Source organism: Rhizobium sp. ZX09 (assembly GCF_017357485.1).
GTDB lineage: Bacteria > Pseudomonadota > Alphaproteobacteria > Rhizobiales > Rhizobiaceae > Agrobacterium > Agrobacterium pusense.
On the sequence record NZ_CP031365.1, the window covers coordinates 23,343 to 47,882 of the forward strand.

The following is a 24,540-nucleotide window of genomic DNA, read 5'->3' on the forward strand; positions in this document are numbered from 1 at the left end:
GGTTCGCGGGCGAACTGGATAGACGTCGCTATGATCGCGGTAGCCTCACAATCGGCGGCTCGCGTGATGCCGTGGTGATACTGAGGATTCCCCTTGAGAGGATCTCGCGGCATTTCTCGATCAACGAGGAGGCGAGCGATGACGCGAGAGAGCGGTGAAGCTGTGCAAACTCAAAAGCCTATGAAGTTAAGCATATCCGGTTTCCCCGGGAATCTGGTCCTCGCGTTGACGCATCAGGGAAGAAATCTCGATCGTCAATGTTTCGAAGTCTATCGAATAGGGTGAACTGCGGCGCCAAAGTGCGAAGATTTTCCTGCCGATCGGCATATGCTTAATCGGCACCAGCGCCAGCTTACCTCCTGAGGTTAGTTCGCCGGAGGTAAGGGAAGGTACAAGGCATACATAGCCGTGTGCCAACACGAGGCGTACACGGGTCTCTATGCTCAGACCGTATGATCGGAAAATTGAGGTGTCGGAGCCATGGGTGCCTTTTGAAGCCCGGCCTGACTTGTCCATAGGAAAATCGTCCTCGCTCAGGGGAAGAAGGTTGAGCGTCAGCAGTTGTTCCTGCTCAATCTGCTCGAAGGCCACGATCGGATCGTCCGCACGTGTGAGAAGGTGGAAGGACTCCTTCAGTAGCTCCAGTTGGTTGAACGCTTCGTCGGCCATTGGGCAGGCGGTGATCACGAGATCAATTTCACCATCCTTTAGCCGGCGGCTTAGGCCTTCGTGCTTTCCTTCCATGAGAGCCAGTTCGAGGTACGGGTGCCGGTCCCGCAAGAAGGAGACGACGCGCGGGATAAGGAATGGGCCGACCGTCGAGATCACGCCGATGCGCAGGCGCCCGCCGAACGCGCCGCTGCGCCGGTCCGCTTCTCGTCCTATCTCCTCTATATGCTGAAGAAGAGCGCCGATGCGTCCGAGCATGACGATGCCAGCGTCAGTCGGCGTGACGTTGCGGCTTCCGCGTTCGAAAATGGTGACGCCGAGCACGGCCTCTACTTTGCGCACCTGATGCGACAGGCCTGAGGCGCTGATACCCATTTCCTCTGCCGCCGAGCGAAAGCCACCGCAACGGTCTACGGCCGCGACGAGCATCAGATCGCGAATGGAGAGGGAGGCCAACCTGTTCGAAATTTCTTCTCGCATTGTCCGATTTGTTCGACTTGATGTAACGCCACTCTCTCTATAGCAAAAACATGACTTTGATACTCATAAATGTACAGGAGAGCCGATGATGTTGAACCTCCGCCTGCCTACCGCTATTCTCCTTCTCGCCTTCGCCCCCACACCGCTTTTTGCCGACCCTGTTACCTTCAAAGATGTGACGGGCGCGGAGGTCACGTTGCCGGGGCCCGCGAAGCGGATCGTGACGCTGCCGCAACCAGCAGCCGCCACCGTCATCGCCGTCGATGGCACATCGGAGCACGTGGTCGGCATGAACCCGGGTTCTCGGAAGGCTTTCGAGACGGGCTTGCTCAAGAAGATGTTCCCTGATGCCTCGTCGATCGAGAGCGGCATCGTCGCGGAGGGCGGTAACGGATGGATGCCGAATGTCGAGGCGATTGCCGCGCTAAAGCCGGATCTCGTTATCCAGTGGGGTGGACGCGGCGACGAGCTCGTCGCGCCGCTGCGCAATGCTGGCATTCCCGTCGCACTGATGGTCGGTGGCGGTAATGGCGGCACGGAGGAGCTAGCGCGGGAAAACATCCGCCTCGTTGCCAGCATCCTCGGCAAGCAGGACAGGGCCGACGCGCTGTTCAAGTGGCGCGACGAAGTGATCGACGAGATCAAGGCGACGCTCGCCACCCATCCCGGGGCTGCAAAGCCGAAGATTCTGCATCTGCGCTCCTCCAAGGGCAAGTTCACGGCGACCGGCGAAAAAAGCTACCAGAACTTCTTTATCACTCTGGTGGGCGGCGAAAACGTTGGCGCGGGGCTCGGCGTCCAGGCCGAGGTTAATGCCGAGCAGATCGCGGCCTGGAATCCCGACCTCATCATGCTGACGGCGCACGAGGCCGATGCCGGCCGCGAGACGATCCTCGATGACGCGATCCTTTCGCAGACCGCCGCGGCGAAGGCCGGCCGCGTCTACAAGACGCCGAACGGCGGCTATGTCTGGGACAGCGCCAGCCACGAGAGCCCCTTCACCTGGATGTGGCTCGCCAATCTCGCTCATCCCGACCTCTTCCATTTCGATCTGCGCGCCGAAGTGAAGAGCGGCTTCGAACGGCTCTATAACTACGCGCCGACGCAAGAGGAGATCGACACCGTGCTCAAGCTCGACCTCAATGCCTCCGCTGCCAACTACGCGCAGTTCGCGCGCAAATGATGTCCGCTCCGGCCGAAGCCCGGCTTTTGTCCGGGCAGGCGGCTGGCGCCGCCTTTCACTGGCTGGCGCTTGTCCTGCTCCTTGCGGCGGCGGCGTTCGCCTCCGCCTCCGTCGGCCGGTTTCACATACCGTTCGGCGAGATCGCGGACATCCTCCGGCGCGGGCTGCTCGGGGGCCTTTCGCCCGAGACGATGGAGGAGCGCATCCTAGTCAACGTGCGCCTGCCGCGCATCCTGCTGGCGGCGATCGTCGGCGCGGGGCTCGCGCTCTGCGGGGCAGCCCTGCAGGCGCTCTTCCGCAACCCGCTTGTCTCGCCGCGCGTGCTCGGCCTCTCCTCGGGTGCGGCTTTCGGCGGGGCGATTACCTTGCTCGTCGGGGGAAGCGCCGCGGTGCTGTTTGCGGCTACCTTCGCCTCGGCGTTTACAGCGCTGGTGCTTGTGGCGGTGATCTCGCATGTCGCGGGGCGCTCGATTCTGTCCATCGTGCTGGCCGGCATCGTCATTGATGCGCTGTTTTCCGCGATGATCTCGCTCACGCAATATGTCGCCGACCCGGAGACCTCGCTTCCCGCCATCGTCTTCTGGCTGATGGGCAGCTTCTCCTCTTCGAGCTGGCAGAAGGTCGGCGAGCACGGGCCGGTTATCCTCGTCGCCATCGCCCTTCTCTATCGGCTGCGGTTCCGCATTGCGGTGCTATCGATGGGAGAGGAGGAGGCGCGCTCCTTCGGCGTCAATGTCGGGGCCTCGCGCTGGCTGGTCTTCGCGACCGTCTCGGTCATCATCGGCGGTTGCGTCGCGGTCTCTGGCGTCATCGGCTGGGTCGGGCTCGTCATTCCCCATGCTGCGCGCCTCCTGGTCGGCGAAGGCCACCGGCGTTTCCACGGCACGGCGGCGCTGCTCGGGGCCAGCTTCATGGTGGCGGTCGATACGCTCGCACGCACGGTGACCAGCGCCGAACTGCCGCTCGGCATCCTGACGGCGGTCATCGGCGCACCGGTCTTCATCTACCTCCTGTGCACGCGGCAGGCGCGGGGAGGCTTGGCCCGATGATTGTGCTCGAAAATGCCGGCCTTCGAAGGGGTGAGCGCTGGATCTTCCGCCATGTCAGCTTCAAGCTGCCGGAGGGGGAGGTTCTTGCGATCCTCGGCTGCAACGGGCGGGGCAAGACGACGCTGTTGCGCACCCTGCTTGGTTCGCTGGCGCTCACCGAGGGCGAGCGCACCATGCCGGCGGTCGTCGGCTACGTACCGCAGTCGCAGAGTGGGGGCGAGCAGCACCGCTGCCTCGACATCGTGACGATGGGACGCGCCGGGCGGCTCGGGCTTTTCGGCCTGCCGGGCAAGGCGGACGAGGCGGCGGCGCTCTCGGCACTTGCGACCGTGGGCGCCGAGCGTTTCGCCGAGCGACCCTTCGGCCAGCTTTCTGGCGGCGAGCGGCAGATCGTGCTGCTCGCCCGGGCGCTGGCGACGGAGGCGAAAGTGCTGGTGCTGGACGAGCCGGCTGCCTCGCTCGACCTTGCCAACCAGGATCTCCTGCTCGGTGTCCTCATGCGCCTCCGGCAGGCGCGGGGCCACACGATCGTCTTCACGACCCACCATCCGCAGCATGGCCTCTTCCTCGCCGACCGGGCGCTGATGATGCATGCCGGGGACGAGGTCCGCTATGGCCGGGCCTCGGAGATGATGACGGACGCGGAGCTCGCCCGTCTCTACGGCGTGCCGTTTTCCCGCCATGCCGCCGGCCCCGGCCGAACCGACATCGTTTCCCCGATCTTCGGGGCGGCGCCCCTTTCTCCATAACCGACAGGAGTCTCCCTTGGACACGATCACATATCTCGAAAACGGCGAAACCTTCACCGTCAACTTTGCCGAACTTCTGAAGTATCACGGTACCGGCTTCCCGGGCGGCGTGGCGCACGGATTGAAGGTAATGCAGCGCGCCTTCCCATTACTGGACGAGGGCCGACCGGTGGAGCGTCGCGAGGTGCGTATCGATACTGCCTTCCCTGGCCCCGGTGGACGCGACGCCATCGAATTCGTCACCCGCGCCCTGACGGATGGCCGCTACACAGTTGACCGATCGCTCGGCTGGGAGGGCATCGAGGAAAGCCCGAAGGGGAAGTACTATTTCCGCTTCACCTATCGTGGCACGGTAGTCGAGGTGACAATTCGGCCGGGTCATGTGCGCGGCGAATTCATCACGCTCGCCCGGAAGGAAGATCGCACTGCCGAAGATGAGGTTCGTCTTGCCGCGCTGAAGCGGGAAATGGGTGACCGTCTCGTACCGCTCGCCCCCGAGGATGTCTATGACGCCAAGGTCAGCCGTGCCTGAATCCGCTCCCATAGAGGCCGAACGCAAAGAGTGGATGGGCGTGCTCGCCCGCGCACCCATCGACCTGCTGCGGGCGGCCTTCGACGGCTGTCGAGAGCGCGAAAGGGCACGCTGGCTCGTCGAGCCGGAGATCGGTCTCCTCCAGTTACGTGCGAAAGCGCCCGTAACTGGAACGCCCTTCCATCTCGGCGAGGCGACCATAACGCGCTGCGTCGTCGATGTCGACGGCCGGCGCGGCTATGCGGTCGTGCTTGGTCGCGACCCGGAGCGGGCGGAAATAGCCGCTGTCTTCGATGCGCTTCTCCAGGAACCGCAACTTAGAGCCTGCCTCGCACAGGAATTGCTGCAACCGGCCAAGGTGGCCATCGGCGAACGACGACGCAGCAAGGCTGATGCAGCACAGGCGACGGCCGCGCATTTTTTCACAGCGGCGCGGGAGGGAGGAGCACCGTGAAGATCGAGATCGACCGGAGCGGCGTGAACCGTGTCCACGAGGATCAGCGTGCATTCCGCCAGCTTCTGGAGGCTTTTTCCTATCCCGGCACAATCGTCACCCTGGCGGAACGGCAGGCGGCGCACGCTGTCGTTCTTACAACGCTTGCCGACACCACCACGCCCCTCTGGATCGACGAAAGCTTTGCGGAGGTCCGGGATCGCGCGGTGGCCGCGCGGTGGCCGATGGTGGATAAAAAGACATGCGCCTTCGCGCTCTGTCGTAGCGAGATGCTGGACCGTCTCGACGTCTTCTCCACGGGAACCCCGGCTGATCCGCATCTTTCCGCCACCATCATAGCGGAGGTCGCAGATCTTTCCGGCGGCCTGCCGCTCAGGTTGGCGGGGCCGGGTGTCGGGCCCGGGGGCCGTACCTTCGCGCCGCTCGGCCTGCCGGCGGCGTTCCTTGCGCAATGGGCGCGTAACAATGCGGCATATCCGCTCGGCGTTGACGTCATCCTGACGGCAGGCGATCGCTGCGTCTGCCTTCCCCGCAGCGTAAGGTTGGAGGCATCCGATGTATGTTCCCGTTAAGGGCGGCGAGACCGCCATTGCGGAAAGCCTCAAGGCATTGGCGCGTAACCGGCGGGGTGATCCGTCCGTGCCTGAACTGTCGGTCACGCAGATCCGCGAGCAGATGCGCGGCGCGGTGGACCGGGTGATGACAGAAGGCGCGCTCTACGACCGCGACCTCGCCGCCCTTGCGCTGAAGCAGGCCCAGGGCGATGTGGCGGAGGCGACGTTCCTCCTGCGGGCCCATCGCGCTACACTGCGGCGCATGGGGCATTGTGAGCCCATCGATTTTTTGGCCATGCGCCATGACCGGCATATATCCGCAACCGCAAAGGAACTGCCGGGCGGTCAGATCCTCGGCGCGACCTATGACTACACCCATCGGCTGCTCGATTTCTCGCTAATGGAAGGGGCGGCTCTCCTTAGCCCCTCGAGAGCGGCAGGACCAGACGATCTGGGGGCAGCGGAGCCTGCCATGGTTCCCGCGCCATTTCCACACTACGATCATTTGCCTGCGGAGAAGAACGGCCAGGGGGCATCGTCCGGACAAGAGCCCACCGATATCACTCGGGTGCCGCTGCGTCCCCCTTACGGCGGGTCTGAAACGCTTGGCCATCTGGTTCGTGGTGAGGAGGGGTTCTTGACGGGGCTCGCCTATACACGCCTTCGCACAGCCGGTGCGTCCCATCCCTATGTCGAGGATCTTTCGGTGGGCGAGGTGGAAGTCTTCGTCGAGCTGGAGGATATCGGTTTCACGGTCTCTATCGGCGACGTCGAGGTGACGGCCTGCCGTATGGTGGCTCCGGTGCTCGACGGGGTGCAATCGGATCTTTCGCCGGGCTTCGGCGTCGCCTTCGGTGCCAACGAACGCAAGGCCGTGGCGATGGCCGCCGTCGATCAGGCGATTAAATCCGGACTTGACGCGGAATTGGTGCTTGCGCATGGCGACGGGGTGGAAGCGAGCGGCTATGTCTCGCATCTCAAGCTGCCACATTACTCCGATTTCCAAGCTGATCTCGAAACAATCCGGCGGGCGAGGGGCGGGCATGACTGAGACCTTCGCCTACCTCGACGAGGACAGCAAACGATGCGTGCGGCGTACGATCCTGAAGGCGTTGGCCATTCCCGGCTACCAGGTGCCCTTCATCGCGCCGGAAATGCCGATCGCCTATGGCTGGGGCGTCGGCGGCATGGTGGTTACGGCGAGCCTCCTCGGCAGGGACGACCGTCTGAAGATCACCGATCACGGCTCCGACGAGACGGTGAATGCCGTAAATATCCGCACCTTCTTTACCCGCACGGCCTTCGTCGCCACCACGACGCTGACCCGCGAGGCGACGCTGATCCAGGTGCGCCAGCGCGTGCCGGAGGCAACCCTTTCTGAAGGGCAGGTCGTGATCTACCAGGTACCGCGGCCGGATCCCCTGCGCGCCTTCGTCAATTCCGCGGGTGAGGCAGCCCGCATGCACGCCGAGGCCGATTACGGCAGGGTCTATACGCGGCTTTTCGAGGAGAGGACGGGAAGCCGCAGCGTCATTCAGCCCGGCTACGACTATCCCGTCATGGTCGAAGGCCGCTACCTGATGTCTCCTTCGCCGATCCCAAGGCGCGACAATGCCCGCCTCGACAATTCACCCGCCATCCAGATTTTCGGCGCGGCGCGTGAGCGCCGGCTCTATGCGCTGCCACCCTATACGCGGGTCGAAAGCGTCGCCTTCGAGGATGTACCCTTCGACCCCGGCCTTCCGGAGGACGGGCGGCGATGCGTCATCTGCGGTTGCGCGACCAGCCATCTCGACCACCTCCTTCTCAGCGACGACGGAACGAGTGAATGGGTTTGTTCTGATACGGAATGCTGTTCGCAGCGATCTGAGGAGAATGCCGGTGCTTGATCTGCCCTCTCCGATCTTGACGCTCGACCGCATCTCCTTCGATGGCCGGTTCGTCTCGGACGTAGCGCTTGCGCTCTATCCAGGCGAAGTCCTCTGTCTCGTGGGCAAGTCCGGCGCGGGCAAGTCGACGCTGCTGCGCATCGCCGCAGGGCGGCTGCGCCCGACTGAGGGTCGGGTGCTGCTCGCCTACGGCGGCGAGGCTCCGACATCGCTGTACGACATTCCTGAGCAGGCCCTTGTTACTCTCCGTCGCCGGCATTTCGGCTTCGTCGCGCAGAACGCACGTGACACGCTCGACATGGCGCGGAGCGCGGCCGCCAACATCGTCCAGCCGCTATTCGACAATGGCGAGCGCCATTTCGGCAAGGCGCTAGCGGCTGCGCAGCGCTGGTTTGCTGCGCTCGATCTCGATGCGGCGCGGACCGGTGACCTTCCGGGCACCTTTTCCGGCGGCATGCAGCAGCGACTGCAGATTGCCCGCGCGCTGGTGCACCGCCCACGCATCCTCTTTCTCGACGAGCCGACGACGGGCCTCGATACAACTGCTCAGGCATTGCTTCTAGCCCTGCTCTCCGAGCTACTGCGCCGTTCGGGCATAGCGGCGCTGCTCGTAACTCATGACCTCAGGATTGCCCGCCTGATCGCCCACCGTGTGATCGTGCTCGATGGCGGAAGAATGGTGGAGGAGGCTCCGCCCGACCGGTTGATCGCCGATCCCCGCCATTCGGTGGCGCGTGATCTCGTCTCAGCGATGATTTGAGGGTGGAAATGGCAATTCTACGCGTGGAAAACCTCGAAAAGCGGTATGGAGAACGCATTGTCGGTCCGGTGAGCTTTACGCTGACAGCAGGGGAGGTGGGACTGGTAGTCGGTGGCTCCGGCTCGGGAAAATCAACCCTGCTCGACCTGATCTACGGCACTCGTACGGCGACGGCGGGCACGGCGATCCTGGAAATCGACGAGTGGCGGCGCGATCTGCTTGGCCTTTCTGTACCGGAACTCGTCGTGGTGCGTCGAGCCGCCATCGGCTATTGCACGCAGTTTCTGCCAGCGATTCCCGGCAAGTCGGGCATGGAGCTCGGTTGCGAGGTGGCGCTCCCCTCCTACGTGACGCAGGTGTTTGAGCGCCTGGCGCTGCCGCCGCAGATCTGGAACTTGCCCGCCTCGACCTGGTCCGGTGGGGAGAGGCAGCGCCTCAACATCGCGCTAGCTGCGTTGCGAAAACCAGCGCTTGTTCTCCTCGACGAGCCCTTCGCATCGCTCGATCCAAGTCTGCATTCCGCAATTTGGGAATTCCTTTCGGATCTAGCGGATGCCGGTTCATCGTTGATTGTGGGCGTGCACCGATCCCAGGGAGATTTGGCTCCGGTAAGGACGTTAACCTTGCTTAGCCAACCGACAGCAACACGGTCGGTCGCATGAGCCTGTTTGGCGCGGTTCGGCTGAGGCTGACTTTCGATGACGAGAACCGCGCTCAAAGTGTAGGGCGGAGTCGCTCACGCAACACACCGCCAAGGCTGTAAACGACATGGCGCTTGTCAGCAGAGCCTGTAGTTACGACGTTAACCGCCGAGCCAAGGCGTCACATGCCGCTACAAAAGGCGGTTTTGTCCGCAGTACCGAAGCGCTGGCTCACTTTGTTCATGCCGGACTTCTGCGCCTCGGCAAACGCCGCCTGGCTCGAGGAGGGAGGTGTGGCATCTTCGATAGGTAGTCAATCGGCGATACCAACTGCCTGTCTACTCGCGAGCCTGCTTGGCAACCGACCGATATCAAATGCGACAATTCTTGCTAGCCCGCAGGAGCCGAGGTCCGAAAGCGGATGCCCGTCCTTGGTGACGAGCAACACCATCGGGTCCAACATCTGCACTCGTGATAGGTGAAGTGTCAGTAAGAGGGAGACAGCGAACTAACGAAGGGAGGCGCAGATGGAAGAAGCTGTCCAGATCGATAACCGTGAGGACTTCGGCCTTTGGGCGATCGAGTTGGCCAAGCAGATTGGCGTAGATCAGGGTTACGAGCTTGCGCGTGCTGCTAGCGATGGCTCCGTAGATGACGTCCGCGCTGCTGGCAACGCTCTCGACCAAGCCATCACCACTGCGATGATGGAGGTTTTCGACGGACTGACCGATGGAGTTCCCGAGCGATAGATGGCTGTCAAAAGCGGAATGCCTCGGTCGGGTGCAGTCGGTCCCGGCTTCCGCTGACGCGGCGCTATGCTAAGCCTCCTGCGGCTGCCCGCTCTCCGAACCGAAGCATGACGAGAATTCCCGAAATCACGCCCTGGCGGCCGTCGCTATGCTGATTTCTCCGATGCTCTTCATTGCTCATGGGCGGGCGCTTCGCGACGCGAGAACCTGCTCTGCTCAACGCAGGCTTTCATGTCGTTTCGCCGGAACCAGATGGCGCGACCGCACCTCAGCGGCGGGTTGCCTGCCGTGAAGACGATCTGCTCGTCAGCTCTCATGCGCAGCACTTCATGCGGCTGGATGAGCGGACGGGCCGCGAGCTGCTTCGATCTGGTTCTCGACGAGCCCCGCGACTGGAAGCTACGGCTGACCTGGTCGATCTCGACTGTGGTCACACCGCAGCGTCGAGAAATGTAGTCGGCGGTCTCCGGATCATTGATCGCTGCGAAGGATATCCAGCTCGCGCTCTCAAACCATTTGCTCGACGCATCGCGTCCGCCATAGGTTTCGCGCAACTGGCCTATCGACTGATAGATCATAGCCAGCGTGATGCCGTATTTGCGGCCGGCGTCTCGCGCGGTCTCCAGAATGCGCATGTAGCCGAGACGGGCCACCTCATCGAGCAGGAAGAGCGCTCGCCCATCCATCGCGCCATCGCGATTGTAGATCGCGTTCAGGAACGAGCCGATCACGACGCGCGCCAATCCGCTATGGGTCTCCAGCGTCTTCAGATCGATGTTGATGAACACATCCGTCTTACCAGATGCTATGTCCTCGGTGCGGAATGTCGAACCGGAGACTAGCGCCGCATAGTTTTGGTACGAAAGCCAGTGTGTCTCCTTGATGGCATTGGCATAGACACCGGAGAAGGTTTCCGGCGTCATGTTCACGAAGGCGGCGACGTTTTCCTTCACGAAGTCGGATTCCGAGTTGTCGTAGATATCCTGCAGACGCTGTCGAAGTTTCGGCTCAGGCTCTGACAGATTGCTGCGCACCTGGCGCAGTGTCTGCTCCTCCTTCGGCGTATGACCGGAGAGGCAGACATCGGCGATGATCGCCGTCAGGAGTTGAAGGCCTGAGGCACGGAAGAAGTCGTCACGGACACCGCTCGCGCGACCGCTGTCGCTCATGATCCATGATGCGACCGAGGCGATGTCCTCCTCCTTTGTGCCGCCATACTGGCCGACCCAGTCGAGTGCGTTGAAGCCGGTTGCGGGTTTACTCGGATCGAGGATCCGCGCACGCCGCCCCGCCTCTTCCCGATGCCTCGAGACCATGGGCGCGACCTCGTTCGAGGGGTCGAGCACGATGAGCGAACCTCCCCACTTCAGCGCCGTGGGGATCGTGACGGAGGTCGTCTTATAGCCACCCGATCCGGCAAAGACGATGCCGTGGGAAGAGCCGAACGAGCCATCGAAGCACAGCAGCGGTGACTTTCCGCCAGCACCCCACGTCTCGGTGGTGTCGGCACGGAACGAAACACCAGCGACACTGTCGCGGTCGACGCGATACCGCTCGCCCACCACGATGCCGCCAGTCGCCGGGAACAGTCTGTCGGCTTCAGGGAGCGTCATCCAATCAGCCTCGCCATGCAGGGCGCGTTTGCCAGTGATGCGTTTGGGCGCAGCCCGGGCGAAGGCGGCGTTGCCGATTATCGCCACGCGCATCGCGAAGCAGCCAGATATTAGTGCCGCAGCAGCGCCGATCATGGTCGATGGATCCAGATAAGACAGCGCGGATTTGCCCGCCGGCACCTGAGAGGAAAACGCCGCAAGCCGCACACCTTCCCGGGCACAAACTGTCAGGATAACTGCGGCGTTTCCGATTACGGCACCAAGCCCCGCGGCACGGATGCTGGCCGATCCGGCTGTCGCGAACAGGAAAATCAGACCAAGGGCCGCAGACGCCACGTATGGCGCCGCGACCCCTATCCGTCCAAGAGCAAGCCTTGCAGCCTCCGTCTTTCCGAACCCGGCAAGCCATGTCTCGATGCCGGTGAGCGCGAACACGGTCGCCGCGATCATGGCCGCAGGCAGAATGACGAGAACGATCCTATTCGCATTCATTGCCGAACGCCTCCGCCCCGATCGCTGTCAATCGCGTTCGCTCATTGTCGTCGGACTTCAGCCGACGCTGCAGATCCATCAGTGCGCCGAGCAGAAGCGCCCGCTTCTCGTAGCGGAGACCGGCTTTGACGATCAGGCCGCCAAGCTCGATCTTGTCGCGCGTGTCCTTCTTCCGGGCATCGGAAGTCGCGTTCCTGCTCATCCGCTCAAGCCTCACCAGCGATGCCCGAAGTCGAGCCAGAGCCGACCGTCTCGGTCTGCCCGCTGCCCGTGCTGCTGTCGCTGGCTCCTTTCCTTCCGACCGAACCGGGTTTGCCTCCGCGAAAGCGTTTCGCCAATTCCTCGAACGCCGCCTGAAGCTCCGTCTCCTCGATTTCGATCTCTCCAAGCCCTGCCCGCAGCGCGATGCGTCCGATGCGCTCGGCCTCTCTCGTTTCCGCGTGCTTGAGCTGTTCCTGGAGTTTGGCGATTTCTTCGCGGATCTTGGAGGAGGGCTTCTTCATCTCTGGATTGTCCTCTGTTGCTGCATGACGTGGTTCACGCAGCCAGAGTCGTTCAGATCGGCGTGCCGATCTACTAACAGAAATGCGAGTAGGCGGAGCCTACGCTTTTGAGCATCATCCCGTCCGTTCGAAGGACGGATCCGAAGGGCGCAATTATACGTCGCTGATGCGACGCGTTGCTTGTGGGCCCTGGCGGGGCCACCCGATCCTTACGAACACGTTGATTTTGTTCGATCGCAGGAGCGTTTTCTGGAATGGCCGTCCCGCATTTCTCCGTCAGCATTGTCGCCCGCGGCTCAGGCCGCAGCGCCGTGCTGTCGGCGGCCTACCGGCATTGCGCCAGGATGGACTATGAGCGGGAAGCCCGCACGATCGATTACACCCGCAAGCAGGGCCTCCTTCATGAGGAGTTCGTCATTCCGCCCGATGCGCCTGAATGGCTGCAATCGATGATTGCCGATCGGTCTGTATCTGGTGCGTCGGAAGCGTTCTGGAACAAGGTCGAAGAGTTTGAGAAGCGGTCTGATGCGCAGCTCGCAAAGGACATCACCATCGCCCTGCCGTTAGAGCTGTCGGCCGAACAAAACATCGAGCTCGTCAGGGACTTTGTGGCGCGCCACATCACAGCTCAGGGCATGGTTGTCGACTGGGTGTTTCACGACGCACCGGGCAATCCGCACATCCACCTGATGACGACGTTGCGACCGCTGACCGAGGACGGGTTCGGACCGAAGAAGGTAGCGGTCACCGGACCAGATAGCCAACCGCTTCGCAACGACAGCGGCAAGATCGTCTACGAACTCTGGGCCGGTGGGCTCGAAAACTTCAATGGGTTTCGCGACGGCTGGTTCGACTGCCTGAACCGGCATCTCGCGCTTGCGGGCCTCGATATCCGGGTCGATGGCCGGTCCTTCGAGAAGCAGGGCATCGAGCTTACGCCGACCATCCATCTCGGCGTCGGCACGAAGGCGATCGAGAGGAAAGCAGAGGGGGTTGAGGAGAAAGCCGCGCTTGAGCGGCTGGAACTGCAGGAGGGGCGGCGTGCTGAAAATGCCCGCCGGATCCAGCGCAATCCAGAGATCGTGCTTGATCTGATCACGCGGGAAAAAAGCGTCTTCGACGAGCGCGATGTCGCCAAAATCCTCCATCGCTATATCGATGATGCCGGCCTTTTCCAAAGCTTGATGGCGCGCATCCTGCAGAGCCCGGAGACGCTGCGGCTTGATCGCGAGCGAGTGAACTTTGCGAGTGGTGCCCGGACATCGGTAAAGTACACGACGCGCGAGCTGATCCGGTTGGAAGCGGAGATGGCCAATCGTGCGATCTGGCTCTCGCAGCGGTCCTCGCACGGTGTTCGCAAGGCTGTGCTCGATACCACGTTTGCTCGGCACGATCGTCTGTCCGACGAGCAGAAGACGGCGATCGAACATGTCGCTGGCGACGCGGGGATTGCCGCTGTCATCGGCCGTGCCGGCGCCGGGAAAACCACGATGATGAAGGCCGCGCGTGAGGTATGGGAGGCCGCTGGCTATCGGGTCGTCGGTGGGGCGCTGGCCGGCAAGGCGGCAGAAGGCTTGGAGAAGGAAGCCGGCATCGTCTCGCGCACGCTTTCGTCCTGGGAGTTGCGTTGGAAGAAGGAGCGGGATCACCTCGACGAAAAGACCATCTTCGTCATCGACGAGGCGGGCATGGTCTCTTCTCGTCAGCTCGCACTGTTCGTGGAAGCGGTGACGAAGGCCGGCGCCAAGCTGGTCCTGATCGGTGATCCCGATCAGTTGCAGCCAATCGAGGCCGGCGCCGCATTCCGGGCCATCACGGATCGCGTCGGCTATGCGGAGCTGGAGACCATCTACCGCCAGAAAGATCTGTGGATGCGGGATGCTTCACTCGATCTGGCGCGTGGAAACGTGGCGAGAGCACTGAACGCCTATGAGCAGGCCGGGTTGGTGCAAACGGGCTGGACGAGGAAGGACGCGATTGGAGGACTGATCGAGAGCTGGAACCGGGATTTCGATCCCGACAAGACTACGCTCATCCTTGCACATCGTCGTCGTGACGTGCGCGAACTGAACGAGCTGGCGCGTGGCAGGCTCGTCGAGCGCGGCATTGTCGGCGAAGGTTTTGCGTTCAACACCGAGGACGGCCCCCGTCGTTTTGCCGCTGGCGACCAGATCGTCTTCCTGAAGAACGAGGGCAGCCTCGGCGTCAAGAATGGCATGCTGGCCAAGGTTTTGGATGCAGCACCCGGTCGCATCGTGGCCGAGATCGGCGACGGGGAGAGCCGCACGCAGGTTATCGTCGAACAGCGGTTCTACGCCAATGTCGATCATGGCTACGCGACCACGATCCACAAGTCCCAGGGAGCAACCGTCGACCGTGTCAAAGTCCTCGCGTCCAGCACGCTCGACCGTCACCTGACCTATGTCGCGATGACGCGCCATCGAGAGGCAGCCGAGCTCCATGTCAGCATGGAAGAGTTCACCAACCGCCGCGGCGGAATGCTCGTCGAGCATGGTGTCGCGCCCTATGAACACAAGCCCGGAAACCGCGACAGCTATTACGTAACGCTCGAAGATAGTGACGGACAGCAACGCACGATCTGGGGTGTCGACCTCAAGCGGGCCATCGAGGAGGCTCGGCCTAATATCGGTGATCGCATCGGTCTCAAGCACGATGGATCTGAGACGGTCACATTGCCGGATGGCACGACGGCCGAGCGGAATACCTGGAAAGTCATCCACGTTGCGGAACTAGCGATAGAGCGGCTCAAGGAGCGGCTTGCCCGCGATGGATCGAAGGAAACGACCCTCGACTATGAGAGCGCATTGTCCTATCGCGCCGCGCTGCGCTTTGCAGAGGCGCGTGGCCTGCATCTGATGAATGTCGCCCGCACAATCTCGAGGGATCGGCTCGCCTGGACCGTACGCCAGAAGCAGCGGCTTATCGATCTTGCGGCAAAACTCTCAGCCCTCGGCGCAAGGTTCGGCCTGACCCGTGGCAGCGGCAATATCTCGATCCCGAACACAGCCAAGGAGGAAAAGCCGATGGTATCAGGCATCACGACCTTCCCCAAAACAATCGACCAGGCCGTCGAAGACAGGATCGCCGCCGACCCTGCCTTGAAGAAGCAGTGGGAGGAAGTGTCCATGCGCTTCCATCACGTTTACGCGCAGCCCGAAGCAGCGTTCAAGGCGGTGGATGTCGACGCGATGTTGAGCGATCCGGCAACTGCGGCGAAGACGCTTTCACGGATCACTGCAGAGCCTGAAACCTTCGGCGCTCTCAAGGGCAAAACCGGTCTGCTCGCCAGCCGCGCCGACAAACTGGACAGAGATCGAGCGCTGAAGAATGCCGCGCCGCTGGCCGACAGCATCGGTGATTACCTGCGCCAGCGTGGCGAGGCCGAACGTCGCAACCACGCACAGGAGCTCGCTGTCCGTAGACAGGTCGCCCTGGAGATCCCTGCCCTCTCTGCCAATGCGAAGAGCGTGCTCGAACGGGTACGTGACGCGATCGACAGGAATGATCTGCCCTCGGGTCTCGAATATGCGCTCGCCGACAAGATGGTGAAGGCTGAACTGGAGGGTTTTGCCAAGGCGGTCACGGAACGTTTTGGAGAAAGGACCCTGCTTCCGCTTGCGGCGAAGGACACAGATGGCGAGGCATTCCAGCGCGTGACTTCAGGCATGAATGCTGCCCAGAAGAGCGAGGTGCAACAGGCCTGGAACACGATGCGGACCGTTCAGCAGTTGTCGGCCCACGAGCGCAGCGTGACGGCACTCAAGCAGGCTGAGACGCTGCGGCAGACGAAGTCCCAGGGGCTGGCCCTCAAGTGAAGATGCGTCATCGACACAGAGTGCTACGGCGCATGAAACGGCTTGTCTGGTTCTATCGGATCTCCAGCGTCAGTCTGTTCACTCTCGGTTTCATTGTGCTGATCGGAGGTCAGGGCTTCAGGGTCAATCTCACACCAAGCGAGCCGCTGGGCTTGTGGCGGATCGTCAAGCCCGATCGCGCGATCCTGGCTGGCGATCGCGTCTTCATTTGCCCACCCGACACCGACAAAATGCATAAAGCCCGCGCGCGTGGATATCTGCGCTTCGGCCTCTGCAGAGGCTGGGTCGCGCCACTCATCAAGACCGTTGTGGCGACATCCGGACAGATGATCGAGATCGATGATGATGTCCGCGTCGATGGTCACTCGTTGCCACACTCGCGCGTTGCACCCGTGGACGGCCAGGGACGTGAGATGGTGCAATACGATGGGGGTGTCGTCCCGCCAGGGATGGTCTTTCTGCATTCTGAGTTTCCGGGATCGTTCGATAGCCGATATTTTGGTCCTCTGCCGATGGATGGCATACTCGGACTGGCGCAGGAGGTCTGGACCTATGCGCCATAACCTCTTCCGGACGGTTGTCCTCGTCGTACTATCGACGAGCGCTGGATGGATCGGTTGGAGCGGTCATGTCCTTCTACTTCCGCTCGCAGCGAGCTTCCCCATGCTCTGGTCTCTGGCGCGGACGCGCCTGCAGGCAATGGCAGCCTCCGCGGCCTACTTCCTCGCCGCATCGCGGGGATTGCCGCAGGGTGTATCGAACTTCTATTCATCGGATATCTGGCCCGGTCTTCTGCTATGGCTGGTCGCTTCCTCCGCTTTCGTAGGAGTGCATTCCCTGCTCTGGACGGATCGCAAGGGATGGCAAAAACCACTCCGCTATCTGGCTGCTTGCGTCGCAATGGCGATCCCACCCTTCGGCATTCTTGGATGGGCGCATCCGATCACCGCCGCAGGCGTTCTGTTTCCGGGCTGGGGATGGTTGGGTCTGGGTGCGATGGCAGCCGGCCTGATCGTCATGATGACGCAATATCGGCCGGCTGCAGCCTTGGCCATGACGGGCCTCTGGCTCTGGTCCGCCGCTGAGTGGACACCGCCGGTTCTACCTGCGTCGTGGATAGGTGTCGACCTCGAAATGGGCGCATCTCTTGGTCGCGAAGCTGGCCTCAAGCGGCAACAGGAGCTGATCGACCTCGTGCGCCTTCAGCCGCCAGGCACAACGGTCGTGCTGCCGGAAAGCACTCTCGGCTTCTGGACGCCGACGGTTGGCCGCTTCTGGCAGCGATCTCTCACGGATAAGGGCATCACTGTCATCGCGGGAGCGGTCGTCATCGACAGCCAAGGCTATGACAATGTGCTTGTGAAAGTGTCGGCTGATGGGAGCGACATTCTCTATCGGGAGAGGATGCCTGTGCCCGGATCGATGTGGCAGCCATGGCGAGCCTGGGTTGGCGAACAAGGCGGCGCCCGGGCACATATCTTCGCCGATGCTGTCGTGGATGTTGGCGACCAGACCGTGGCGCCGCTGATCTGCTACGAGCAGCTTCTTGTCTGGCCGGTCCTGCAATCGGCGTTCAACCGACCCGACGCCATCGTCGCAGTCGGGAACGGCTGGTGGACCGCAGGGACATCTATCATCGAAATCCAGCGGGCGGGCAGTGAGGCCTGGGCTCGCCTGTTCGGCCTGCCTCTCGTCATCTCGTTCAACACTTAAGCTTTAGGAGCTCGCATGCTGGATGCTGCGTTGATCAAGGAATGTGCCGACCCATCGCTGAAGCCGGCAATCGTCGAACAGTTCGTGCAGGCCGTTGGGTCGGAGGATCCGCTGGCCATCACAGTGAGGTCCGGCGGCCGCCTGATCCTCGTTCCCAAGCCGAAAACGCCCGAGGAAGCGATCGAGATCGTTCGCGAGAACATCGGTGGTTCTGTCGTGCGGGTCGGCCTCACCCAGATCCCGGCGGGCATTGGCCTGAAGGATGTTTCCGAACTGAAGGTCAATCTGGTCGAGCCCTGCGCCAATCTGCGGATGGGCACGACGATGTTTGCCAAGATCCTCCGCATCGTCGCCAAATGGTATGGCAACCCGACGAGTGAAGAGGTCTTCCCGCAGCTCTTCGACGATGCTGTGCATGCGTGGCAGACTGGGAAGTTCGAGGGCGAGAGCGTGTTCCAGGCGGAGGACCCCGGTGGCGCTGTCGTTCAAAAATCAGTGGTGGAGGTCGACGATGCTGGAGAGAATCCGGACGCCGACGCCACGCCGCAGGTGAAAGAAGAGCGATCGGAGCCTGACGATGCCAGCATCCGGATCGATCTGACGAGGATCGGCGGCCCAAAATAGAGCTTGGTCCCAAGGCTGGCCTGGAGCCTGTCAGCGTTTACTTCACGTCGTCGGGAGCGAGTAGCGCGTGAGTACCGCTTCGTCATCCTCGATGCTGATCTCGATCACTTCATTGAGGAGTTCGTCGCCGCCGGCGATCTCCTGCAAAATGAGTTCGAACAGGTCTCGCTGTAGCGCTGGAACGACCTGAGGCACAATGATGATCAGACCGGCATGGACGTCTTCCATGCCGTAGAGCTTTCGAAAATCACGCGCATTGTTCGTGACGAAGGTGTAATCCTCCGCGACGATGCGTGGCATCAGATCCCAATCCTTTTCGCCGCTCAGGCCAAGCCAGTTTACGTGGAAGCCGTCGTGGCCGTTATCGTTGGCAACGGCCACGAGCGAGGTGTGCAGGCATTCATCAATCAGGAACTTCACGGTATCAGCTACCGGCCGGCCTGTCGGCAGCCTTCGAAAGGGAGAGCCGCTTTGACGACTTCACGGTCGCGCCAAGGTCGGAAAGCTTGCGAGGCCGACCCCGAGCCGGGTGAGCAGCCGTCCAGATCTCCGCGAGTTCGACCATACGCATGGTGAGCGAAGGATATCCTTCGACAATCTCCTCGGTGGTCGCGCCCTGGGCCTTCATGGCGGCAATCGCTCTGACTGGAATGCGGGTCTTGTTAAAGACCGGCTCGCCGCCAAGGACACCCTTCACAGATCCGATTACCCGCTCCGCTTCCCGAAGCGCCTCCGCTCGCGCAGCAAGCTGCTCTCGGGCGCGCGCAACATCGACGATCAGGTAATCGTCCGCTCGTATGGTATCGGCGTCCGGATTTTGGTCAATTGTGTCGAAGAGCCGCTGGCGGCGCTCGGCGGACAGGATCGAGCCGACTCCATACCAGAGCTTGAGGCGCAGCAGGTCGTCGTCGGACAGTGCCCGCCCTTCGTCTTCCGAAAGCCGACGCGCGATGATCCGTTTGTCGATAGCGTTGTGCACCGATTTCACGGCGATTTCGCTGACGGCGGCCGCTTCCGCAGGCGTATAGGCACGCGACATCTGAACCATAATCATTCTCCTTGTGGAGAATATATAGCGATTTCGCTGCGCGTTGTGAAGTGGGACGTCGGTCCTCGGTAGGTTCAGAGAGAATTCCAGTCATACTGACCGGTAGAGAGTTTCGACTACTCAGTCTGACTGCTCTGGCGTGACCAGCTCTACATGGCTGACGCCGAGGGCCTGGGCGATCTCGTATAGGGTGACGACGGAGGGGTTTCGCTTCCCTCTTTCGAGTCCGCTTAGATACTGTTGGCTGAAGCCGGAGCGTGCTTCCACATCCTCCTGTGTCAGGCCTTTTTCCCGACGGAGGCGGGCAAAATTCCGGCCGACCAGCTTGCGCATATCCATGCGCTGAAGATCGACGTTTACATACTTTAAGTTTATCAACTATAGTATGTAATTGAGATTTAAACCGATTTGCCTCCGTGGATACCTCGGTTCGAAGAAGGTTTACATCGGTGGTATATGGACGGTAATTGGACCGATAATGTTCAAAGCAAGTGCAGACGGGCCTGTGTCTGATACCAAACTCATATTGCGCCCACTTATCGGATTGATGAGTGATCAGCCGCCCGAAGAGATCGAGCGCCACGTCGTGCGCGAGATCGAAAAGCACCGTCGCCTGCGCGACAACGCGGTGATGCTTGAGGCAAAGCTCGACGGTGCGTCTGAGCCGAAATCAGCTCGGGAGGCTAGCCAAGACTACATCGCTGCCATGATCGCCGTCCACGCGCAACAGACGGTCGTGTCAACGCTTCTCGACATTTTGGGCTATATCCCCGACATGCCGAAATCTAAGGGGCACTGACCTAGATCAGGCCGAATTCCTTGGCCATTGCGGTCGCCTGGGGCAAGCTTGTCGCGCCCAGCGCCGATTTGGCGTTGCGGAGGAAGAATGCCACATTGGCGTATGTCGTGTTCTCAATGATGGCGATGGCCTTCATGGACTTGCCTTCCGCAGACCAGCGCAGGCAGGTCAGTTCATCAGATTTCATGCGGATTGGAGTGTGATGGGTCGGCTTGGCGCCAAGACCTTCGAGCCTTGAGTGTAATTGCGCCACCGCGGAAGCCGCGAGCACAGGGCTCAGCGCCTGCCCGATCGCGAAATCGGCCTCTTCCGAAGCAAGCGTAAGCATTGCCATCCGCCCAAATCCAGTCTTGATCGGAATTGTAATACCGGAGCGTATTCCGAACTCACCGGCCTCGCCGTAGAAATTCCGACGCTCCTTGCTCATTCTGAGCGACGCTTCGTTGGACCACGCGAAGGCTTCCAACTGATCGCGCGCGTTTCGCACAACGGGATCAATGAGAGCGTAGGACTTCTCGAAATACCGCTGCTGCCATTCGACGTGATAGTTTGAGATCGCCGTTTGCGTTTCCGCTTGCAGATTGAGATAGGCGTACGCCCCAAAACCTGCTTCCCGACTTAGCTTCTCCAGTGTCGCCTTCACCGTGGCCTCGTCATGTGCCAAGGCGACCTGTTCGGTCAAACGCTCAAACCATTGGTTCAATTCATGGCCTCCTTTGCGTGAGGGTATGAACGCAACAAGGTTGCAGTCATAAGTGGCAGTACCCTTTGTCGAGGGCGCGGTCGCTCCGAAACGGAGGCGAAGCGCATGATCGCGCCCGCCTAAACTTGACTACTAAGGGAAAGATTTTAGCCACGCAAGATTGTATTATGTCATCGCGATTCAATTACATAGTCGCTGACCCGTTTGCGCCGAACTCTATTCTATTGCCGATACGACGTCGGGAAAATAATATCCTGATCAACGAGCACGTTGAATTTGTAGCCCGGCCTGATCGTTATGGTCGGTTGCACATTGAGATTTTTCGAGATGGTCTGTTCCGCCACACGACCGAACGATTCGGCAAAATTCCGCCGCGCTGCATCTGAAGCCGTATCCTGCGTGGCTAGTGTGGAACTCTCTGGCATCGACATATCGATCCCCGTGCCGATGATAGCAACGAGCGCGGCGGAGCCGAATGTGCGCCAGAGGTGGCGATCGACCTTGTCTTTGAAACCTCCATATCCCTCGGCATCCGTGCCGGACATGCCGCCGATCTGAAGTGTCGAGCCGTTGGGGAAGATCAGGTCAGTCCAAACAACCAGCACGCGTTCCTGCCCGAAAGAGACCTTGGAATCGTAGCGACCAAACAGCTTCGCACCCTGGGGGATGAGCAGCCGGTAGCCGGTGGCGCTGTCATAGACGTTCTGGCTCACCTGTGCCGAAATCCTGCCCGGAAGATCGGAATTCAAGCCGGTGATCATTGTGGCCGGGATCACAGATCCACGCTTCAACTCGTAGGGAGAGAGCCGTGGGACCACCTGGTTCGGCAGATAGCCAAGATCCTTGATGTCCTGATTGAAAAAGTCCTCCTTCGAGGTCTGCTCGTTTTGATCGACGTTCTGACCGAGCAGTCCGGACTTCATTGCCGCACTGTAGAGATCGGATGCACTGTTCGTCGTGGCATTGAGCGGTTGACGGGCGTCAGTCCTGGTTTCGGAGGCGGTCTTCTGCACTTCTGAGACATCGACCTTGAGCGGAGAATCGAGTGCAGTTGCGCGTGCCTGGAGGCTTGCTGTCCGTCGTCGAATGATTTGAGACTTTTTGGGCTTTGGAAGAATGGAGTTTCGGGCTCGGTTAGCTGGTTAATTTAAGCCGCTTTGGCCTGGTGGTTCAAGCGGCGCTGTCTGATGGTTTCTCGTTTGATCCTTTCACGTTCGAGCAGGATTGTTTGGCCGCGTCCGAAGTAGACGTCGGCGGGCGTGAGATTGTCGAGGCTCTCGTGGTATCGGCGATGGTTGTAATGCTCGACGAAAGCCGCGATCTCAGCTTCGAGGTCTTCCCGGAAGAAGTAGTTTTCCAATAGGATGCGGTTCTTCAGCGTCTGATGCCAGCGTTCGATCTTGCCCTGTGTTTGCGGATGGCCGGGAGCGCCATGGACCTGGTCAATCTTGTATTTCTCAAGCCATTCACCGAGATCGGAAGCGACGTAACACGGACCGTTGTCGGACAGCAGGCGCGGCCTATGTTCGACCTTGACCTTGTCGCAGCCTGAGGCGGCCAGTGCCAGGTCGAGCGTGTCGGTGACATCATCGACTTTCATGCTGGTGCACAGCTTCCACGCAATGATGTAGCGGGAATAATCGTCGAGGATGGTCGACAGGTAAAACCAGCCCCAGCCGATGACCTTCAGGTAGGTGAAGTCGGTTTGCCACATCTCGTTCGGCCGCGTGGTCTTGTCCTTGAACTCGTTGTTGGCCTTGATGACGATATAGGCTGGCGAGGTGACCAGGTCATGGGCCTTGAGTAGGCGGTAGACCGAAGCCTCTGAGACGAAATAGCTTTCCATGTCGGTGAACTTCACCGCCAGCTCGCGTGGCGACAGATCGGCATGATCGAGCGCGAGTGTGATGATGCGATCCCTGATATCGTCGGGGATACGGTTCCACACCCGTGACGGCGCGGATGTCCGGTCTTCCAACCCCTCAACACCGTGGGTCTGGAAGCGATCATACCAGCGATAGAAGGTTGGTCTTGGAATGCCGAGCTTGTCGAGGGTTTGCCTGGCTGGCAGATGAGACCCCTCGACAAGCCGGATGATCTCGAGCTTTTCGGTGGCGGGATATCTCATTCTTCGTCGCCCCCATCCGCGATCATGCTTTTTTTAAGCAGGCGGTTTTCCAGGGTGAGGTCGGCCAGCGCCTCTTTCAGGTCGCGGCTTTCACGGCGCAGCGCCTTGACCTCGTCACTGGTGGCCGAACGGGCGGTGTCACCAGCAAGCCGCTTCTTGCCAGCTTCGAGGAATTCCTTCGACCAGCTATAATACAGGCTCTCGGCGATCCCTTCGCGGCGGCAGATCGCGGCAATACTGTCTTCACCGCGCAGACCTTCCAGCACAATGCGAATTTTCTCCTCCGACGAATGCAGCTTGCGCGTCGCGCGGCGAATATCCTTGATCGTCTTCTCGGCCGACGATGTCTGCGGCCCGGTTTTCTGTCTCATCTTCGCTTCCTTTGAATGAGCTACGATGAGCCGAAAATCCTCTCTTCTCAATTAAACCAGTTCTGTCTCATAGGCGTTGATGGCGGACAGAGGCTTGCCATCCTCTGACGTTGCGCTTCGCGAAGGATCTGCTCGTCCTGTTCCCGCTTCAGGCGCGCCTTCCATTCCGCTTCCGGTTCAAGTCGTGAGCGCGGCTCGGTTCGCACCTCGTTGTGCCGCTCCACAACGGGCTCTTTGACGGGCTCGCGTTCGACCACGACAGGTGTCGGCTGAAATATCTCTCTTCTCTCTGGTTCACCGATGATCCCGTCCGTCACTCCACGCTTCAGCTGATCACCGAAGGTGGTCGCCGGAGTAGCTGAACTGCTGTCGAGCTCGCTTCCTCGGTTGAATGAGAGACCGCGCCATGACAGGCCGATGATGACGACCCCGAAAAACAGAACGATGATGACGATCGCGACGATGATCGGCAGGCGATTGAGACGTCGCATGCTCTGTTGATCGTCAGCATTGCCCGCCGTGCCGAGCTGGAGCGATTGAACCATGGTCTCCCCCTCCCCTCAGTTTCGTTGCATGATCGAAAGTGGACTGGCCGGCGTCGCGCCCGCGGATGTCGCGGTGTAGGCGCGACCGAGCGCGATGGCCGGCGTGCTGATCCGCGCCAGAACCTGCCCGTCGAAGCTGTCGATCGACCAAGCAACCTCCACAGGCTTCTGATCCTTGCTGGCTTTGCCGTCGGCAATGACCGTGTATCCCCAGCCCTTCAGTGCGGCCTCAAGAGCTGCTGCGTATTCGGAGGTGTCCTTGTCCATTTTGAGGATCGTGGTGCCGGCCGGGCCGACCTGTTCGGCAAGGCGGCTGGCCATGTCGCCGGCGATTGCGCTTGCGGTGGCGCCTGTGACGGCAATCGGGGTGGAACTTGTGGTCAACGTTTCATCCGCGGTCTGGCAACTGGAAAGGATGACGGTGACGATGATTGCGGCGATGGTTTTTCTCATCGG

At 61.1% G+C, this 24,540-nt stretch carries 26 protein-coding genes and 2 pseudogenes; 16 read left to right on the forward strand and 12 right to left on the reverse strand.

Annotated elements, in window-relative coordinates:
- Positions 1 to 186: 186 nt before the first annotated feature.
- On the reverse strand, positions 187 to 1,149 hold the full coding sequence (locus BTN45_RS24615) for a LysR family transcriptional regulator (RefSeq protein ID WP_207591831.1): 963 nt from the start codon (positions 1,147 to 1,149) through the stop codon (positions 187 to 189).
- 85 nt (positions 1,150 to 1,234) lie between these two features.
- Between BTN45_RS24615 and BTN45_RS24620 the strand changes: the two genes are divergently transcribed.
- The 11 genes from BTN45_RS24620 to BTN45_RS24670 all read left to right on the forward strand — a co-directional run bounded on the left by BTN45_RS24620 (position 1,235) and on the right by BTN45_RS24670 (position 9,709).
- Positions 1,235 to 2,332, forward strand: coding sequence for an ABC transporter substrate-binding protein (locus BTN45_RS24620; RefSeq protein ID WP_215569486.1), 1,098 nt, complete (start codon positions 1,235 to 1,237; stop codon positions 2,330 to 2,332).
- On the forward strand, positions 2,329 to 3,381 hold the full coding sequence (locus tag BTN45_RS24625) for an iron ABC transporter permease (RefSeq protein WP_246751766.1): 1,053 nt from the start codon (positions 2,329 to 2,331) through the stop codon (positions 3,379 to 3,381). Before BTN45_RS24620 ends, BTN45_RS24625 begins: the two co-directional genes overlap by 4 nt.
- Complete coding sequence (locus BTN45_RS24630; protein WP_207591833.1) at positions 3,378 to 4,130, forward strand: ABC transporter ATP-binding protein; 753 nt, start codon at positions 3,378 to 3,380, stop codon at positions 4,128 to 4,130. Before BTN45_RS24625 ends, BTN45_RS24630 begins: the two co-directional genes overlap by 4 nt.
- Positions 4,131 to 4,146: 16 nt before the next feature.
- The gene (locus tag BTN45_RS24635; RefSeq protein WP_207591835.1) at positions 4,147 to 4,662 is read left to right on the forward strand and encodes a hypothetical protein; all 516 of its coding nucleotides are present in this window, start codon (positions 4,147 to 4,149) and stop codon (positions 4,660 to 4,662) included.
- Complete coding sequence (phnG, locus tag BTN45_RS24640) at positions 4,637 to 5,116, forward strand: phosphonate C-P lyase system protein PhnG (protein WP_207591837.1); 480 nt, start codon at positions 4,637 to 4,639, stop codon at positions 5,114 to 5,116. The genes BTN45_RS24635 and phnG overlap by 26 nt, the downstream gene beginning before the upstream one ends.
- Entirely contained in the window at positions 5,113 to 5,688 is a 576-nt protein-coding gene (phnH, locus tag BTN45_RS24645; protein ID WP_207591842.1) for a phosphonate C-P lyase system protein PhnH, read from the forward strand. The genes phnG and phnH overlap by 4 nt, the downstream gene beginning before the upstream one ends.
- Positions 5,672 to 6,721 carry a carbon-phosphorus lyase complex subunit PhnI gene (locus BTN45_RS24650; RefSeq protein WP_207591844.1) on the forward strand — a complete coding sequence of 350 codons (1,050 nt, stop codon included), beginning with the start codon at positions 5,672 to 5,674 and terminating at the stop codon, positions 6,719 to 6,721. Before phnH ends, BTN45_RS24650 begins: the two co-directional genes overlap by 17 nt.
- Positions 6,714 to 7,559, forward strand: a complete 846-nt coding sequence (locus BTN45_RS24655) for an alpha-D-ribose 1-methylphosphonate 5-phosphate C-P-lyase PhnJ (protein WP_207591848.1) — start codon at positions 6,714 to 6,716, stop codon at positions 7,557 to 7,559. Before BTN45_RS24650 ends, BTN45_RS24655 begins: the two co-directional genes overlap by 8 nt.
- The gene (locus tag BTN45_RS24660; protein ID WP_246751767.1) at positions 7,546 to 8,319 is read left to right on the forward strand and encodes an ATP-binding cassette domain-containing protein; all 774 of its coding nucleotides are present in this window, start codon (positions 7,546 to 7,548) and stop codon (positions 8,317 to 8,319) included. Before BTN45_RS24655 ends, BTN45_RS24660 begins: the two co-directional genes overlap by 14 nt.
- Positions 8,320 to 8,327: 8 nt before the next feature.
- A complete protein-coding gene (locus BTN45_RS24665) occupies positions 8,328 to 8,981 on the forward strand; it encodes an ATP-binding cassette domain-containing protein (RefSeq protein ID WP_207591861.1) in 654 nt (217 codons plus the stop codon).
- A gap of 506 nt (positions 8,982 to 9,487) precedes the next feature.
- Positions 9,488 to 9,709: a hypothetical protein gene (locus BTN45_RS24670; protein WP_207591863.1), complete on the forward strand. Its 222-nt coding sequence runs from the start codon at positions 9,488 to 9,490 to the stop codon at positions 9,707 to 9,709.
- A gap of 170 nt (positions 9,710 to 9,879) precedes the next feature.
- On the opposite strand, the gene traG is transcribed toward BTN45_RS24670, so the two are convergent.
- From traG to traC, 3 genes are read right to left on the reverse strand one after another with little or no spacing between them, the layout of a single operon-like run.
- Positions 9,880 to 11,814: a Ti-type conjugative transfer system protein TraG gene (gene traG / locus BTN45_RS24675; protein ID WP_207591865.1), complete on the reverse strand. Its 1,935-nt coding sequence runs from the start codon at positions 11,812 to 11,814 to the stop codon at positions 9,880 to 9,882.
- Positions 11,801 to 12,016: a type IV conjugative transfer system coupling protein TraD gene (locus tag BTN45_RS24680; protein ID WP_207591866.1), complete on the reverse strand. Its 216-nt coding sequence runs from the start codon at positions 12,014 to 12,016 to the stop codon at positions 11,801 to 11,803. Before BTN45_RS24680 ends, traG begins: the two co-directional genes overlap by 14 nt.
- Positions 12,017 to 12,020: 4 nt before the next feature.
- Positions 12,021 to 12,317 (reverse strand): conjugal transfer protein TraC, encoded by a 297-nt coding sequence (gene traC / locus BTN45_RS24685; protein ID WP_207591867.1) that lies wholly within the window; start codon positions 12,315 to 12,317, stop codon positions 12,021 to 12,023.
- Between the two features lie 254 nt (positions 12,318 to 12,571).
- Here traC and traA point away from each other — a divergent pair, with 254 nt between their 5' ends.
- From traA to BTN45_RS24705, 4 genes are read left to right on the forward strand one after another with little or no spacing between them, the layout of a single operon-like run.
- Positions 12,572 to 16,153, forward strand: a complete 3,582-nt coding sequence (gene traA / locus BTN45_RS24690) for a Ti-type conjugative transfer relaxase TraA (RefSeq protein WP_207591868.1) — start codon at positions 12,572 to 12,574, stop codon at positions 16,151 to 16,153.
- Positions 16,154 to 16,185: 32 nt separating this feature from the next.
- Positions 16,186 to 16,716, forward strand: coding sequence for a conjugative transfer signal peptidase TraF (gene traF / locus BTN45_RS24695; RefSeq protein WP_252193175.1), 531 nt, complete (start codon positions 16,186 to 16,188; stop codon positions 16,714 to 16,716).
- Positions 16,706 to 17,866: a conjugal transfer protein TraB gene (locus tag BTN45_RS24700; RefSeq protein ID WP_207591869.1), complete on the forward strand. Its 1,161-nt coding sequence runs from the start codon at positions 16,706 to 16,708 to the stop codon at positions 17,864 to 17,866. Before traF ends, BTN45_RS24700 begins: the two co-directional genes overlap by 11 nt.
- A gap of 15 nt (positions 17,867 to 17,881) precedes the next feature.
- Positions 17,882 to 18,490, forward strand: coding sequence for a TraH family protein (locus BTN45_RS24705; RefSeq protein ID WP_207591870.1), 609 nt, complete (start codon positions 17,882 to 17,884; stop codon positions 18,488 to 18,490).
- A 42-nt stretch (positions 18,491 to 18,532) separates the two neighbouring features.
- Here BTN45_RS24705 and BTN45_RS24710 read toward each other — a convergent pair whose 3' ends face one another.
- The 3 genes from BTN45_RS24710 to BTN45_RS24720 all read right to left on the reverse strand — a co-directional run bounded on the left by BTN45_RS24710 (position 18,533) and on the right by BTN45_RS24720 (position 19,877).
- A complete protein-coding gene (locus tag BTN45_RS24710) occupies positions 18,533 to 18,910 on the reverse strand; it encodes a DUF5615 family PIN-like protein (protein ID WP_207591872.1) in 378 nt (125 codons plus the stop codon).
- Between the two features lie 4 nt (positions 18,911 to 18,914).
- Positions 18,915 to 19,538 (reverse strand): DUF433 domain-containing protein, encoded by a 624-nt coding sequence (locus tag BTN45_RS24715; RefSeq protein ID WP_207591873.1) that lies wholly within the window; start codon positions 19,536 to 19,538, stop codon positions 18,915 to 18,917.
- A gap of 120 nt (positions 19,539 to 19,658) precedes the next feature.
- Positions 19,659 to 19,877, reverse strand: coding sequence for a helix-turn-helix transcriptional regulator (locus BTN45_RS24720; RefSeq protein ID WP_207591874.1), 219 nt, complete (start codon positions 19,875 to 19,877; stop codon positions 19,659 to 19,661).
- A 139-nt stretch (positions 19,878 to 20,016) separates the two neighbouring features.
- Between BTN45_RS24720 and BTN45_RS24725 the strand changes: the two genes are divergently transcribed.
- The gene (locus tag BTN45_RS24725) at positions 20,017 to 20,337 is read left to right on the forward strand and encodes a transcriptional repressor TraM (protein WP_207591875.1); all 321 of its coding nucleotides are present in this window, start codon (positions 20,017 to 20,019) and stop codon (positions 20,335 to 20,337) included.
- 1 nt (position 20,338) lies between these two features.
- Here BTN45_RS24725 and BTN45_RS24730 read toward each other — a convergent pair whose 3' ends face one another.
- The 5 genes and pseudogenes from BTN45_RS24730 to trbH form a co-directional block, all read right to left on the reverse strand.
- Complete coding sequence (locus tag BTN45_RS24730) at positions 20,339 to 21,040, reverse strand: autoinducer binding domain-containing protein (protein WP_246751768.1); 702 nt, start codon at positions 21,038 to 21,040, stop codon at positions 20,339 to 20,341.
- A 221-nt stretch (positions 21,041 to 21,261) separates the two neighbouring features.
- Positions 21,262 to 22,143, reverse strand: a pseudogene (trbI, locus tag BTN45_RS24735) (IncP-type conjugal transfer protein TrbI); the annotation flags it as partial.
- A 44-nt stretch (positions 22,144 to 22,187) separates the two neighbouring features.
- A protein-coding gene (locus BTN45_RS24740; RefSeq protein WP_111794956.1) for an IS3 family transposase occupies positions 22,188 to 23,539 on the reverse strand; the annotation gives its coding sequence in 2 pieces (ribosomal slippage) (positions 22,188 to 23,203 and positions 23,203 to 23,539; 1,353 coding nt in all).
- An 89-nt stretch (positions 23,540 to 23,628) separates the two neighbouring features.
- Positions 23,629 to 24,084, reverse strand: a pseudogene (locus BTN45_RS24745) (conjugal transfer protein TrbI); the annotation flags it as partial.
- Positions 24,085 to 24,099: 15 nt separating this feature from the next.
- Positions 24,100 to 24,537 carry a conjugal transfer protein TrbH gene (gene trbH / locus BTN45_RS24750; RefSeq protein WP_174019101.1) on the reverse strand — a complete coding sequence of 146 codons (438 nt, stop codon included), beginning with the start codon at positions 24,535 to 24,537 and terminating at the stop codon, positions 24,100 to 24,102.
- Between the last annotated feature and the right edge of the window lie 3 nt (positions 24,538 to 24,540).

Coding starts and splice junctions, on each gene's coding strand:
- BTN45_RS24615 (WP_207591831.1), bottom strand. CDS start 1,149: ATGCGAGAAGAAATTTCGAACAGGTTGGCCTCCCTCTCCATTCGCGAT.
- BTN45_RS24620 (WP_215569486.1), top strand. CDS start 1,235: ATGATGTTGAACCTCCGCCTGCCTACCGCTATTCTCCTTCTCGCCTTC.
- BTN45_RS24625 (WP_246751766.1), top strand. CDS start 2,329: ATGATGTCCGCTCCGGCCGAAGCCCGGCTTTTGTCCGGGCAGGCGGCT.
- BTN45_RS24630 (WP_207591833.1), top strand. CDS start 3,378: ATGATTGTGCTCGAAAATGCCGGCCTTCGAAGGGGTGAGCGCTGGATC.
- phnG (WP_207591837.1), top strand. CDS start 4,637: ATGACGCCAAGGTCAGCCGTGCCTGAATCCGCTCCCATAGAGGCCGAA.
- BTN45_RS24650 (WP_207591844.1), top strand. CDS start 5,672: ATGTATGTTCCCGTTAAGGGCGGCGAGACCGCCATTGCGGAAAGCCTC.
- BTN45_RS24655 (WP_207591848.1), top strand. CDS start 6,714: ATGACTGAGACCTTCGCCTACCTCGACGAGGACAGCAAACGATGCGTG.
- BTN45_RS24660 (WP_246751767.1), top strand. CDS start 7,546: ATGCCGGTGCTTGATCTGCCCTCTCCGATCTTGACGCTCGACCGCATC.
- BTN45_RS24665 (WP_207591861.1), top strand. CDS start 8,328: ATGGCAATTCTACGCGTGGAAAACCTCGAAAAGCGGTATGGAGAACGC.
- BTN45_RS24670 (WP_207591863.1), top strand. CDS start 9,488: ATGGAAGAAGCTGTCCAGATCGATAACCGTGAGGACTTCGGCCTTTGG.
- traG (WP_207591865.1), bottom strand. CDS start 11,814: ATGAATGCGAATAGGATCGTTCTCGTCATTCTGCCTGCGGCCATGATC.
- BTN45_RS24680 (WP_207591866.1), bottom strand. CDS start 12,016: ATGAGCAGGAACGCGACTTCCGATGCCCGGAAGAAGGACACGCGCGAC.
- traC (WP_207591867.1), bottom strand. CDS start 12,317: ATGAAGAAGCCCTCCTCCAAGATCCGCGAAGAAATCGCCAAACTCCAG.
- traA (WP_207591868.1), top strand. CDS start 12,572: ATGGCCGTCCCGCATTTCTCCGTCAGCATTGTCGCCCGCGGCTCAGGC.
- traF (WP_252193175.1), top strand. CDS start 16,186: ATGAAACGGCTTGTCTGGTTCTATCGGATCTCCAGCGTCAGTCTGTTC.
- BTN45_RS24700 (WP_207591869.1), top strand. CDS start 16,706: ATGCGCCATAACCTCTTCCGGACGGTTGTCCTCGTCGTACTATCGACG.
- BTN45_RS24705 (WP_207591870.1), top strand. CDS start 17,882: ATGCTGGATGCTGCGTTGATCAAGGAATGTGCCGACCCATCGCTGAAG.
- BTN45_RS24715 (WP_207591873.1), bottom strand. CDS start 19,538: ATGGTTCAGATGTCGCGTGCCTATACGCCTGCGGAAGCGGCCGCCGTC.
- BTN45_RS24720 (WP_207591874.1), bottom strand. CDS start 19,877: ATGGATATGCGCAAGCTGGTCGGCCGGAATTTTGCCCGCCTCCGTCGG.
- BTN45_RS24725 (WP_207591875.1), top strand. CDS start 20,017: ATGTTCAAAGCAAGTGCAGACGGGCCTGTGTCTGATACCAAACTCATA.
- trbH (WP_174019101.1), bottom strand. CDS start 24,537: ATGAGAAAAACCATCGCCGCAATCATCGTCACCGTCATCCTTTCCAGT.